At 66.5% G+C, this 11,880-nt stretch carries 13 protein-coding genes; 9 read left to right on the plus strand and 4 right to left on the minus strand.

Going from position 1 to position 11,880, the window contains the following annotated elements; translation table 11 throughout:
• Positions 1-4 precede the first annotated feature (4 nt).
• Positions 5-148: a hypothetical protein gene (locus Q1W68_RS08370; RefSeq protein WP_300649933.1), complete on the plus strand. Its 144-nt coding sequence runs from the start codon at positions 5-7 to the stop codon at positions 146-148.
• A 368-nt stretch (positions 149-516) separates the two neighbouring features.
• Entirely contained in the window at positions 517-2,373 is a 1,857-nt protein-coding gene (locus Q1W68_RS08375) for a phosphoenolpyruvate carboxykinase (GTP) (RefSeq protein WP_300716139.1), read from the plus strand.
• A gap of 137 nt (positions 2,374-2,510) precedes the next feature.
• Here the strand turns inward: Q1W68_RS08375 and Q1W68_RS08380 are convergent, their stop codons facing one another.
• Positions 2,511-3,056 (minus strand): hypothetical protein, encoded by a 546-nt coding sequence (locus Q1W68_RS08380; protein ID WP_300656023.1) that lies wholly within the window; start codon positions 3,054-3,056, stop codon positions 2,511-2,513.
• Positions 3,057-3,162: 106 nt separating this feature from the next.
• Between Q1W68_RS08380 and Q1W68_RS08385 the strand changes: the two genes are divergently transcribed.
• From Q1W68_RS08385 to Q1W68_RS08395, 3 genes are all read left to right on the plus strand, one after another.
• Positions 3,163-4,182: a LysR family transcriptional regulator gene (locus Q1W68_RS08385; protein WP_300656026.1), complete on the plus strand. Its 1,020-nt coding sequence runs from the start codon at positions 3,163-3,165 to the stop codon at positions 4,180-4,182.
• A 10-nt stretch (positions 4,183-4,192) separates the two neighbouring features.
• Complete coding sequence (locus Q1W68_RS08390) at positions 4,193-5,113, plus strand: metallophosphoesterase (protein ID WP_300656021.1); 921 nt, start codon at positions 4,193-4,195, stop codon at positions 5,111-5,113.
• Positions 5,114-5,185: 72 nt separating this feature from the next.
• Positions 5,186-5,608 carry a universal stress protein gene (locus tag Q1W68_RS08395; RefSeq protein WP_300656019.1) on the plus strand — a complete coding sequence of 141 codons (423 nt, stop codon included), beginning with the start codon at positions 5,186-5,188 and terminating at the stop codon, positions 5,606-5,608.
• 66 nt (positions 5,609-5,674) lie between these two features.
• On the opposite strand, the gene Q1W68_RS08400 is transcribed toward Q1W68_RS08395, so the two are convergent.
• Entirely contained in the window at positions 5,675-6,319 is a 645-nt protein-coding gene (locus Q1W68_RS08400; RefSeq protein WP_300656017.1) for a TetR/AcrR family transcriptional regulator, read from the minus strand.
• A gap of 188 nt (positions 6,320-6,507) precedes the next feature.
• On the opposite strand from Q1W68_RS08400, the gene Q1W68_RS08405 reads away from it, so the two are divergent.
• Positions 6,508-6,963, plus strand: a complete 456-nt coding sequence (locus Q1W68_RS08405; protein WP_300656015.1) for a fasciclin domain-containing protein — start codon at positions 6,508-6,510, stop codon at positions 6,961-6,963.
• Positions 6,964-7,011: 48 nt separating this feature from the next.
• Here the strand turns inward: Q1W68_RS08405 and Q1W68_RS08410 are convergent, their stop codons facing one another.
• Positions 7,012-7,929, minus strand: a complete 918-nt coding sequence (locus Q1W68_RS08410; protein WP_300716144.1) for a LysR family transcriptional regulator ArgP — start codon at positions 7,927-7,929, stop codon at positions 7,012-7,014.
• A 129-nt stretch (positions 7,930-8,058) separates the two neighbouring features.
• Between Q1W68_RS08410 and Q1W68_RS08415 the strand changes: the two genes are divergently transcribed.
• Entirely contained in the window at positions 8,059-9,414 is a 1,356-nt protein-coding gene (locus tag Q1W68_RS08415; RefSeq protein ID WP_300716146.1) for a D-amino acid dehydrogenase, read from the plus strand.
• A gap of 6 nt (positions 9,415-9,420) precedes the next feature.
• On the opposite strand, the gene Q1W68_RS08420 is transcribed toward Q1W68_RS08415, so the two are convergent.
• Complete coding sequence (locus Q1W68_RS08420; RefSeq protein ID WP_300661522.1) at positions 9,421-10,314, minus strand: M14 family murein peptide amidase A; 894 nt, start codon at positions 10,312-10,314, stop codon at positions 9,421-9,423.
• Positions 10,315-10,401: 87 nt separating this feature from the next.
• Here Q1W68_RS08420 and Q1W68_RS08425 point away from each other — a divergent pair, with 87 nt between their 5' ends.
• Entirely contained in the window at positions 10,402-10,923 is a 522-nt protein-coding gene (locus tag Q1W68_RS08425) for a flavin reductase family protein (RefSeq protein ID WP_300716148.1), read from the plus strand.
• Positions 10,924-10,977: 54 nt separating this feature from the next.
• Positions 10,978-11,880 carry a DMT family transporter gene (locus Q1W68_RS08430; protein ID WP_300656006.1) on the plus strand — a complete coding sequence of 301 codons (903 nt, stop codon included), beginning with the start codon at positions 10,978-10,980 and terminating at the stop codon, positions 11,878-11,880.

An 11,880-nucleotide genomic window follows, 5' to 3' on the forward strand; every position in this document is an offset into this window, starting at 1 on the left:
CACCATGTCCCAGCACGACCACCACACCCCCAGCGACCAGCCCGAAGACGTGGTCGAGTCCATCGTCCCCCTGATGCCCATCGTGCTGCCCATCGCCGGCGGCGTGCTGATGTTCCTGCTGGCCTTCATCGCGGTGTTCATGGCCTGACACCCCCCGCTGTCGGCGCCACGGCCGGACGTCCCCTCGGGGCGGCCGGCCGTTTCATTTGGCGAAATCGCCGGTTCGCCCAGACTGTCCAATGCATCACGTTATGCGGGTTTTGCATGTAACCAGTTCGTAACCCGGCGCCCGGTTTCATAAAATCAGAACCTTGGACGACACACGGACCGAGCCGCGGGCACACCAACCCGCCCCTTGTCCCTCTTGCCGGCAGGCGCCAACCGCCTCCCGACCACAGCGCCGACCACCCTTTCAAGCACAAGGGACCCCTGACAGCCGCCCTGCTGCACGCCCTGCAGCCCGCGGCTGTCCGCGTCTCTGGTGCGCACCGGTTATCAACTTCTGGAGCCTTTTCCATGAACTCTCCTGTGATGCAGGGCCTGACCCTCAACACCCCGTCCTATGTGAAGAACGCCCGGTTGGTCGCCTGGGTGGCCGACATGGCCGCCCTGTGCAAGCCCGACACCGTGGTCTGGTGCGACGGCAGCGACGAGGAATACGCCCGCTTGTGCGAACAACTGGTGAGTGCCGGCACCATGAAGCGCCTGAACCCGGTCAAGCGCCCCAACAGCTTCCTGGCCTGCTCCGACCCGTCGGACGTGGCGCGCGTGGAAGACCGCACCTTCATCTGCAGCGAGAAGCAGGAAGACGCCGGCCCGACCAACAACTGGAAGGCCCCGGCCGAGATGCGCGCCACGCTGCAGCCGCTGTTCGACGGTTGCATGCGCGGTCGCACCATGTATGTGGTGCCCTTCAGCATGGGTCCGCTGGGCAGCCCGATTGCGCACATCGGCATCGAGCTCTCCGACAGCGCCTACGTGGCCGTCAACATGAAGCTCATGACCCGCATGGGCAAGGCCGTGTTCGACGTGCTGGGCACCGACGGCGAGTTTGTGCCCTGCGTGCACACCGTGGGCGCGCCGCTCGCGGCGGGCGAAACCGACAAGACGGCCTGGCCCTGCAACCCGACCACCAAGTACATCGTCCACTACCCCGAAACCCGCGAGATCTGGAGCTACGGCTCGGGCTACGGCGGCAACGCGCTGCTGGGCAAGAAGTGTTTTGCGCTGCGCATCGCCTCCACCATGGGCAAGCGCCAGGGCTGGCTGGCCGAGCACATGCTCATCCTGGGCGTGACCAGCCCCGAGGGCAAGAAGTACCACGTGGCCGCGGCCTTCCCCAGCGCCTGTGGCAAGACCAACTTCGCCATGCTGATCCCGCCCAAAGGCTTTGAAGGCTGGAAGGTCACCACCATCGGTGACGACATCGCCTGGATCAAGCCCCGTGCCGATGGCCGCCTGTACGCCATCAACCCGGAAGCCGGTTACTTTGGCGTGGCCCCGGGCACCAACACCCTGACCAACCCGAACTGCATGGCCAGCCTGGACCGCGACGTGATCTTCACCAACGTGGCCCTGACCGACGACGGCGACGTGTGGTGGGAAGGCATGAGCGATGCGCCGGCCCACGCCATCGACTGGCAGGGCAAGGACTGGACGCCGCAGATCGCCAAGGAAACCGGCGCCAAGGCCGCCCACCCCAACGCGCGCTTCACCGTGGCGGCGACCAACAACCCCGCGCTCGACCCGGCCTGGGACGATCCGTCCGGTGTGCCGATCGACGCATTCATCTTCGGCGGTCGCCGCTCCACCACCGTGCCGCTGGTGACCGAAGCCCGCAACTGGACCGAAGGCGTGTACATGGCCGCCACCATGGGTTCGGAGACCACCGCCGCCGCCTTCGGCGCGCAGGGCGTGGTGCGCCGCGACCCGTTCGCCATGCTGCCGTTCGCCGGCTACAACATGAGCGACTACTTCCAGCACTGGCTCGACCTGGGCGCGAAGCTGCAGGGCCAGGGCGCGACCTTGCCCGGCATTTTCTGCGTCAACTGGTTCCGCAAGGACGAAGCCGGCAAGTTCGTCTGGCCCGGTTTTGGCGAGAACATGCGCGTGCTCAAATGGATGATCGACCGCCTGGAAGGCCGTGGCCAGGGCACCGAACACGCGTTTGGTGTCAGCCCGCGCTACGAAGACATCCACTGGGATGGCCTGAACTTCTCCACCGAGCAGTACAAGACCGTGACCCACATCGACAAGGCTGCGTGGACACAGGAACTCGCGCTGCACAGCGAGTTGTTCACGCAGCTGGCCCATCACCTGCCCAAGGAGCTCGAGGAGACAAAAACGAAGATCGAGAAGCGCCTGGCCGCCTGAAGCCGGCAGCCCCCGACACGGCCAGCGGCACGATCTGCCGCTGGCCGAAAACCCCCCGGGTCATGAAGCCCGGGCGAAAAAAAAGCCACCGGACCGGGTGGCTTTTTTGTGGGCGCAGGGCCCGCGGGCCCAGGCGTTCAGATGTAGCGGTTGTGCAAGTGGCGCGCGGCACGGGCTTGACCGAGGCGCTCCCAGTACGACACGTCGGGTGCCACGGCCGCGGCTTGCACCGGCAATCCCAGCGGCGCCAGGGCGTCGTCGAAGGCGCCGACCGGCTCTTCGACATCGGCGCGGGTGCGGGCCAGGGTCAGCTCGCTCATCAGGCGAGGATCGTGTTTGGCCATTTCCCACAGGCGCGTTTCGGCGCGGGCCTCGGCCATCGACTGCGACCAGCTGTCCAGCACCACGATGCCCCGGCGGGCCACGCGGCGGGCCGAGTCTGCGAACAAGGCCAGACCAGCGAACACCACCACCCAGAGGAACACCCAGGCCAGCAACAGGTGGCCATCGGCCCAGGTGCTGATCAAGCGGTCGGCGAGGACCACCATGGCCGCCACCACAGCGGCCAACAACATGGCGGCCAGGCCGCGGGCGCCGTCGGCATTGCGTCGGGCTGGTGGGGTCGACGGTGTGCGACCGAGGCCCAGAGAAACGGAAGAAGAGGTGGATGCGAGGGTGCTCATGGCGGGCTCCTGAGGAGGAAGTTATGTCTTTTGGACCACGCAATACTAGGGTTAACCCGCGCATATTCCCAATTTATCTTTGTGATGGATTACATTCGCCACGGTGATAAATAGCCTGAACTTTCGAACGCTGGACCTGAACCTGCTCCGGGTTTTCGACGAGGTCATGACCGAGCGCAATCTCACCCGTGCCGCGCACAACCTCGCGATGACCCAGCCGGCCGTGAGCAACGCACTGCGCCGGTTGCGCGAGGTGGTCGGTGACGATCTGGTGCGGCGTTCGGGTTACGGGGTGGAGCCCACGCCGCTGGCGCTGAGCCTCTGGCCCTCGGTGCGGGACGCGCTGCACCTGCTGCGCGAATCGCTGGCCCCGGGCACCTTCGACCCGCTGAACGCCCACAACGCTTTTGTGCTGACCATGGCAGACGCCACCGCCGCCAAGCTGGTGCCTGGCCTGATGGACATTTTTGAAACCGAAGCGCCCGGGGTGAACCTGCGGGTGCTGCCACTGACCACCCGCGATCCGCGCGATCTGCTCGAAAGCGGCTCTGCGGATCTGGCCATCGGGCACTTCCCCGGCGTGCTGGCCGAGCTGGGCGCGCTGCACCTGCAGGAGAACAGCCCGCAGTTCCTGCACCAGCGCCTGTACGACGGCGAATACGTGGTGGTGATGCGCAAAGGTCACCCGCTGGCCGGGCAACCCCTGAGTCTGGACACCTACTGCGAGGCGCGACATTTGCTCGTGAGCTTCTCCGGGCGGCCCTTTGGATTCGTGGACGAGGCTCTGGCTGCACTGTCACGCCAGCGGCGGGTGGTGCTGACCGTCAACCAGTTCTTCACGGCCGGGCGCGTGGTGGCCACGACCGACCTGCTCACGGTGCTGCCTCGCCACTTTGTGGGCGCCACCGGCATGGAACACGAACTCGCCCTGGCCGACCTGCCCCTGCCCATGACGCCGGTGCATGTGGATGCGCTGTGGCACCGGCAGGCCACCCACAACAGCGCACACCGCTGGCTGCGTGAAGCCGTCGAGCGGGCCTCGGCGATCGGCTTTCGCAACGTGAAGGCGGCGCTGGGGCCGCCGAAAGCCCGCCAGGCGCGCGTGCGCGCCACGGACGCTGGTTGACAATGGCCGCATGAAGATCCAGCTGCTCAGCGACCTGCACCTCGAGGCCAATCCCACGTTCGTGCCCGAGCCGGCGAGCGGCGCCGACCTGCTCGTGCTGGCCGGCGACATCGGTTCGTACCAGGTGCGACGCGATGGCAGCGTGATGGACGAGCCGGACTGGGGCCTGCAGCGCTTTTCGCCCCTGCCCCAACACGCCAGCTGGCCCACGCCGGTGGTGTTCGTGCCGGGCAACCACGAGTACGACGCACTGGATCTGGATCAGGCACACGCCGATCTGCGCAAGACCTGCGACCGGCTTGGCATCCAGTGGCTGGAACGCGAAACCTTGCAGATGCAGGGCGTGCGCCTGATCGGCACCACACTCTGGAGCGACTACGACGCCTTGGGCGAGCCAGCTGCGGCGCCCACACCACCGCGCCATGGCCGCGCCGGTGCGGTGGCACCCAGGCGCACAACCGATCCGCTGACCCACCGGCTGCAGCAACGCGAAAAGGCCTTTCGCGCGGCCAACCACTACCTCGTGAAGATGGGTGGCCAGCGACGGGGCCGCCTGTTCGACGCCGAGGCCATGCGTGAACTGGGACTGGAATGTCAGGACTGGTTGCGCCGCGCGCTGAACGTGCCGTTCGACGGACCCACCGTGGTGGTCACCCATTTCGCACCCACGCTGCACAGCATGGACCCGCGCTATGGCCGCAGCCCGGGGACGGCGGGCTTCTGCAATGGCCTGGACGACTTGCTGCCGCTGGCCGACCTCTGGCTGCACGGCCACCTGCACTGTCCGACCGATGTGCAGGTGGGGCGCTGCCGCATCAAAGCCAATCCGCTGGGGTACCACGACAAGCAAGAGCAAGCGGCCTTCGTGCCCGCGCAATGCATCGAGGTGAACGCGCGCAGGATGGCGGGCGACCACCCGCAACCTGTTTGAGCCAGCGCAAGGAAATGGCCTGCGATGCCTCTAAACTCCAAGGCACCCGACGAACCACACAAGGAGACCCCCATGAAGATCCTGCTCGCCGTTGATGGCAGCGCGTACACCAAGAAGATGCTGGCCTACCTTGCCACGCACGACGAGATGTTCGGCACCAACAACACCGTCACGCTCGTGACGGTGCAGCTGCCCCTGCCGCCGCGCGCGCGCGCCGCGGTGGGTGCCGACATTGCGAATGGGTACTACGCCGATGAGTCGGCGAAGATCACAGCCCCGGTGGTCAAGTTCCTCAAGCGCCACGGCATGGAGCCGACGGTGGTGTCCAAAGTGGGCTCTCCGGGTGAAGCCATCGCCAAGGTGGCCAACGACGGCAAGTACGACCTGCTGGTGATGGGCTCCCACGGCCACAGTGCGCTGGGCAACCTGGTCATGGGCTCGGTGGCCACGAAGGTGCTGGCGCATTGCGGCGTGCCGGTGTTGCTGGTTCGCTGAACCCGCTTGCGCAGACAAAAAAGGCCGCGATTGCGGCCTTTTTTCTTGTGCGTCGAACGCTGGCGATCAGCGCGATTTCAGTCCATCGAAGCAGGTGCTGAGCACCATCTCGATGATCTCCTCAACGCTGTACTGGCCCGAGCCCTTGAGAAAACCCAGCACCGGATCGCAGGCCCGTGCAAAGAGCGTGTAAAGCACGGCGACCGGCGGCAGGGCGTTGTTGAGGCTTCCGTCGGCCTGCGCCTGCGTGATCCAGCCACCCAAACGCTCGCTCACGTCCATGAGTCCGTCCACATAGGCTTTGTTGGTGGTGAGCGAGGCGCGCAGGCTGGAATTGGCACTGGGCAGCGATGGCATCTCCCCCGCGAGCTGCACTTCCATGGTCCAGCGGGCCACGGCCCTGAGCTGCTCGATCGGCGCGCTCCCGACGCGGCCTTCCAGGCTGTCGAGAAAGGCGCGAGCGCGCTCCATCACACGCACCATGGCCGCGGCGGCCAGGTCTTCCTTGCTGGGAAAGTGTTTGTAGAGGCTGGCCTTGGCGATGCCGACTTCGGCGGCGACCTCATCCACCGTCATGGCGTCAAAGCCTTTTTCGGCCAGCAACCGGTTCACCGCGGAGACGATCGCGTCCTCGCGCGCCAGGTGCATTTGCTGGCGGAAGCTGCGTTTTTGCGGGGTTTCGGGGGGCGTTTTTTCGACAGCGCTGGTCATGGGGCAAGCCTTTTGGTACGGGTTGGATTCTGCCCGATACCGACGAATTCGTCGATATCCCTACCGATAAGTATTGTTACATACTCATTGGTCACGTTTTGACTTGTGAAGGTAGGATTGCGGTCAAGCAGGGGCAAACGTCTCTGCCCCGGTCTCCCGTCTCTTCAACCCCTCTCAAGGAAATCACCATGAAAAAGACACTGCTCGCATCCCTCCTGGCTTTCGGCGCACTCACCTCGGCCCAAGCCGCCGACATCGTGGACACCGCCGTGGCCGCGGGTTCGTTCAAAACCCTGGTGACCGCTGTTCAGGCCGCCGGCCTGGTCGACACGCTCAAGGGTCCCGGCCCGTTCACCGTGTTCGCACCCACCGACGAAGCCTTCGCCAAGATCCCCAAGGCCACGCTGGACGCCTTGCTGAAAGACAAAGCCGCCCTGACCAAGGTGCTGACCTACCACGTGGTGCCCGGCAAGGTGATGGCCAAGGACGTGAAAGCCGGCATGGTCAAAACCGTGCAAGGCAGCTCGATCACCGTGGCCACCACCGGCGGTGTGAAAGTGGACTCGGCCAACGTGGTCAAGACCGACATCGCGGCCGACAACGGCGTGATCCACGTAATCGACACCGTGATCATGCCCAAGTAAGCGGGCACTTGCTCGCAAAAAGCCCCGCTTCGGCGGGGCTTTTCTGTTTCAGGTGGCCGGGCGCAAGTTGTTGGCGGCGGCGTTGCGCAGGGCCTTGCTCAGGGCGTCGAGCACGTCCGAACTCAGGTTCCAGCAGTGCCAGTACAGCGCCACGCCCAGCCGGTGGCGCGGCGCCAGGTTGACCAGTTCGCCCGATGCAATGAGTTCGCGGACCTGCAGTTCGGGCACCACGCTCACGCCCCAGCCGGCCTGCACCGCGCGCACCTGCCCTTCGCTGGACGGCACAAACAACTGCTTGAGCATCACCCGCGGCAGGCCGAAAGCCTTCATCACGAAGCCGTGCTGCAGGTTGTCCTTGCGGTTGAAGGCCACGAACGGGACCTTGTGGAAGTTGTGTGCGTTCAGCCCCTTGGGGCAATGCTGCGAAGCGAAATCGGCGCGCGCCACGGCCACGTAGTCCATGCTGCCCAGCGCTTCCATCTTGCAGCCGCGCAGCGCCTGCCCGAGCGATGTGACACAGCCCAGCACCTGGCCTTCGCGCAGCCACTCGTGGGTGAACTCCTGGTCGTCGGTGATGATTTCGATCGGCAGCCCGTTCTGCGCCAGGTCGTCCAGTGCGGGCAGGGCCCAGGTGGCGATGCTGTCGGCGTTGATGGCCACCGAAATGCGCTCCTCTTCGCGGCCGCTGCCGGTGGAACTGGGGGCGAGCTCCTTCAGGTCTTTTTCCAGATCGGCACGCAGCAACCGCATCATCTTGGCGTGCTTGAGCATGAGCTGGCCAGCCGGCGTGGGCTTGAGCGGGCGGCTGCGCACGATGAGCACGGTGCCGACCTGCGCCTCCAGGGCCCGCAGGCGTTGCGACACCGCCGACTGCGTGATCGACAGGCGCTGCGCAGCGCGCTCGAAGCCACCCTCTTCAATGATGGCTGCCAGGCATTCGAGGGCGTCGGGATCGAAGGTGCTCATGGGGTGCTTGAGGGTGCTCGCTGCTCGTATAAGCAGTTCTGATGCTCGAAATTTTAGTTTAATTTCGCTTCACTTAGAAGCCGCTTCTTTTCATACTTCGATCAGTTTCATCCCTTTGAGGAACAGATCATGCAGGTCACCATTTTGGGCGCGGGCATCATTGGAGTCAGCACGGCGTGGCACCTGCTGGAACGTGGTCACGAGGTGACGCTGGTCGACCGCCAGAGCGACGCCGCGCTGGAAACCAGCTTCGCCAATGCGGCGCAGATTTCCGTGAGCTACTGCGAGCCCTGGGCCAACAAGGACGCGCCGCTCAAGACCCTGAAGTGGATGTTCTCCGACGAGTCGCCGCTGCTGTTCCGCCCGCAGCTCGACTGGGCGCAATGGCGCTGGGGCCTGCAGTTCCTGGCGCAGTGCAACGACGCCGCCTTCGAACGCAACGTGGCGCAACTGGTGGCGCTGGGCTCCTACAGCCACAGCGCGCTCAAGGCCGTGGTGGCCGCCACCGGCATCGACTACCACCGGCTGGAGCGCGGCATTGCGCACTACTACACCGACCAGAAATCCTTCGACGGGGCCGCCGAAGCGGCTGCCGTCATGCAGCGTTTCGGCGTCAAGCGCCGGGTGGTTTCGCGCCATGAGCTGCTGGCCATCGAGCCCGCACTCAGCGCGTTTGCCGACCGCATCAAAGGCGGCACCTACACGCAGAGCGACGAATCGGGCGACGCGCGCAGCTTCACGCAACAACTGGCCGCCCTGTGCGGTCAGCGCGGCGCGCGGCTGATGTTCGGCCACGACATCGAGCGCCTGGACAGCGACGGCCAACAGATCCGCGAAGTGCGGGTGCGCGACCGCCAGAGCGGCAGCGCGCACGTGCTCAAGGCCGACGCCTTTGTGGTGGCCAGCGGCTCCTACACCACACCGCTGCTCCAAACGATCGGACTGAGCGTGCCGATCTATCCCGGCAAGGGCTACAGCGCCACGTTGCCGCTGCTCCAGCCCGAGAAAGCGCCCAGCGTGAGCATGATCGACGACCAGCTCAAGATCGCGGTCTCGCGCCTGGGCAACCAGCTGCGCGTGGCCGGCACCATCGAGCTCGGCGGGTTTGACCTGTCACTGGACACCCCGCTGGCGAAGAAGCGCTGCGAAATGCTGGTGCGCCGCATCGAGCAGGTGTTTCCGGGTGTGGCCGACACCCGCACGCCCGAGCAGGGCGGCGACCCCCAGTTCTGGTGCGGCCTGCGCCCGGCCACGCCGACCAACATCCCGCTCATTGGCCGCCTGCCTTTGAAAAACCTCTGGATCAACGCCGGCCACGGCACGCTGGGCTGGACCCACGGCGCGGGTTCCGGCAAGGCCCTGGCGGAGCTGATCAGTGGAGAACAACCGGCCATGGACTTCGGCTTTCACGGCATGCCGCGTGCGGCACACGGTGCGTCGACCTCGGCGCGCCTGCGGGTCGCCCAGCCGCCCGGCCAGGCCTGAATCGGCTCAGGGCCGCAGGCGCTCCACCATCCAGCCCTGCAGGTCCATCCACATCTGCCGCATCTCGCTCTCCAGCGGTGCGCGAAAGGCGTTGGGCAGTTCGATCGTGACCACCGGCATGCCACGGTGCACGCCACCGTAATTGCCCAGGCTGCCGGGGAAGATGCCCACCTGGTCCAGGTAGAGCCGCCCGAGCTTGGGCGGTGGTGCGCCCGGGCCATCGAAGTCGAGCACGCCGTAGGGTGCGTGGATGCTCACGATCAGGTGCGGCTGAAAGCGCGCCATTTCCTCGTGCAAAAACCGCGTCTCGGGCTCGGACAGCGGGCTGGGGCCAGGCCAGCGCCGCGGGTCCTTGCGCGTGCGCTGCTCCCAGTACACCTTGGCGTCGCTGGCCCAGTTGGGGGTGGGAAAGTTGCGGTTCAGGTCCACGCCGCGCGCGTTCACGCGTTTGGCGGGCCGCGCCAGCAGGCCATCGGGGTTGAGCACGGGAATGAAGCGCCAGTGCGCATCGGCCGGTTCCTTGAGCGCGTGCTGTATCCAGTGCAAGGCCACCGAGGCCGACGACATTTCGTCGCCGTGGATGGCCCCCACCACCAGCACGCGCAGGCGCGCTTGTGGCGCCACCACATCGCGCGCGTAGAGCGTGCGCCCCTGTGACGAACGGCCGGTGGTCGGTGCCAGTTCGGCGGCGTCGCACAGCGCGCGACCCATGTGCGGCAGGCGGGCCGAGAGGTGCACGCAGGGCGCCGCGCTGGCGGGCACCACGGTGCGGTGGTGCGGCGGTCCGCGCAGCGCCGAGCTGGCTTGCGCACCCGGAACCAGCGCCAGCCCGACGCCCAGCATCAGGGTGGGCAACAACGGCGAACGGGGCTTCGCGCGGATCAATGGGCTGCTGGGCATCACGGCATTCTAGGGATGGGACCGGCCAACCGCGGCGATCGCCGAGAATCGTGTCTTTGCCGTTGCACGCTCTGGACCCCGCCCACCATGTCTTCTGCCCGCCCAACCGTCCTGCAGGCCCGCGCACCCGATTTCTCGGCGCGCGAGTTCCGAGCCTCGCTGGGCATGTTCGCCACCGGCGTGACCATCGTCACCGCGCGCACCGACCAGGGTGAACTCGTGGGCCTCACCGCCAATTCGTTCAACTCGGTCTCGCTGAGTCCGCCACTGGTGCTCTGGAGCCTGGGCAAATCAGCGGGCTCGATGGCGGCGTTTTCCAATGGACGCCACTACGCCATCAACGTGCTCGCAGCAGACCAGCAGGCGCTGGCCGAACAGTTCGCCGCCAAGGACACCGACCGCTGGGCCGGCGTGGCGTTTCGCGAGGGCGGCAACGGCGCGCCCTTGCTCGAAGGCGCCGCCGCGTCGTTCGAGTGTTTCAACCGCAGCCAGTACGCCGAAGGCGACCACGTGATCTTTGTCGGCGAGGTGGAGCGCTGCAGCCACCGCTCCGACGCCTCACCGCTGCTGTTCCACGGCGGGCGCTTCTACACCGAACACCCGCTCTGACCGGCGCGCGCACCAGCGACAGTGCGCCGCGCGCGACCTCGCGACAATGCGCGCATGAGCCCGTCCAACGCCCGCAAGACCCACCTCGACGCCCTCGCCATCACGCTGCTCGTGGTGTGTTGTGCCTTCTGGGGGTTTCAGCAGATCCTGATCAAGTCCACGGTGGGCGAAGTGCCGCCGCTGTGGCAAGCCTCGCTGCGCTTCTGGGGGGCGGCGGTGCTGCTCGGGCTGTGGTGCGCGGTGCGTGGTGTGCCCCTGTTCCAGCGCGACGGCACGCTCAAGGCCGGCCTGCTCGCCGGCGCCCTGTTCGCGGGGGAGTTCGCCTTCATCTACCTCGGGCTGATGCACACCACCGCCTCGCGCCTCACGGTGTTCCTCTACACCAGCCCCTTTGTGGTGGCGCTGTTGCTGCCGCGCGTGGTGCCCGGCGAGAAGCTGCGGCGCATCCAGTGGGTGGGCCTGGTGATCGCGTTTGCGGCGGTGGCGCTCGCGTTCGGCGAAGGCTTCATGCACGGCTCACCCGTGGCCGGCGCGTGGCTGGGCGATGCCATGGCGCTGGCGGCGGGTGTGCTCTGGGGCCTGACCACACTGACGATCCGCGCCACGAAACTCGCCAGCGCCAGCCCGGAGAAAACCCTGTTCTACCAAGTGGCCGTGACGGCGGCGGTGGCGCCCCTCATCTCGCTCGCGTTGGGCGAGGCGTGGTCGCTGGATTACTCGGCGCAGGCCTGGGGTTCGCTGGCCATCCAGACCGTGGTGGGCGCGTTCGCGAGCTACCTCACCTGGATGTGGATGCTGCGCCACTACCCGGCCACGCAGATGTCGACCTTCACCTTCCTCACGCCGGTGTTCGCGCTGGTGTTCGGCGTGGTGCTGCTGGGCGAGCCGCTCACGCCGCAGCTGGTGCTGGCCCTGGTGGGTGTGGCGGTCGGCATCGTGCTGGTGAGCAAACGATAG

The organism is Hydrogenophaga sp., from assembly GCF_030158645.1.
GTDB lineage: Bacteria > Pseudomonadota > Gammaproteobacteria > Burkholderiales > Burkholderiaceae_C > Hydrogenophaga.

Coding starts and splice junctions, on each gene's coding strand:
- Q1W68_RS08370 (WP_300649933.1), top strand. CDS start 5: ATGTCCCAGCACGACCACCACACCCCCAGCGACCAGCCCGAAGACGTG.
- Q1W68_RS08375 (WP_300716139.1), top strand. CDS start 517: ATGAACTCTCCTGTGATGCAGGGCCTGACCCTCAACACCCCGTCCTAT.
- Q1W68_RS08380 (WP_300656023.1), bottom strand. CDS start 3,056: ATGAGCACCCTCGCATCCACCTCTTCTTCCGTTTCTCTGGGCCTCGGT.
- Q1W68_RS08390 (WP_300656021.1), top strand. CDS start 4,193: ATGAAGATCCAGCTGCTCAGCGACCTGCACCTCGAGGCCAATCCCACG.
- Q1W68_RS08395 (WP_300656019.1), top strand. CDS start 5,186: ATGAAGATCCTGCTCGCCGTTGATGGCAGCGCGTACACCAAGAAGATG.
- Q1W68_RS08400 (WP_300656017.1), bottom strand. CDS start 6,319: ATGACCAGCGCTGTCGAAAAAACGCCCCCCGAAACCCCGCAAAAACGC.
- Q1W68_RS08405 (WP_300656015.1), top strand. CDS start 6,508: ATGAAAAAGACACTGCTCGCATCCCTCCTGGCTTTCGGCGCACTCACC.
- Q1W68_RS08410 (WP_300716144.1), bottom strand. CDS start 7,929: ATGAGCACCTTCGATCCCGACGCCCTCGAATGCCTGGCAGCCATCATT.
- Q1W68_RS08415 (WP_300716146.1), top strand. CDS start 8,059: ATGCAGGTCACCATTTTGGGCGCGGGCATCATTGGAGTCAGCACGGCG.
- Q1W68_RS08420 (WP_300661522.1), bottom strand. CDS start 10,314: ATGCCCAGCAGCCCATTGATCCGCGCGAAGCCCCGTTCGCCGTTGTTG.
- Q1W68_RS08425 (WP_300716148.1), top strand. CDS start 10,402: ATGTCTTCTGCCCGCCCAACCGTCCTGCAGGCCCGCGCACCCGATTTC.
- Q1W68_RS08430 (WP_300656006.1), top strand. CDS start 10,978: ATGAGCCCGTCCAACGCCCGCAAGACCCACCTCGACGCCCTCGCCATC.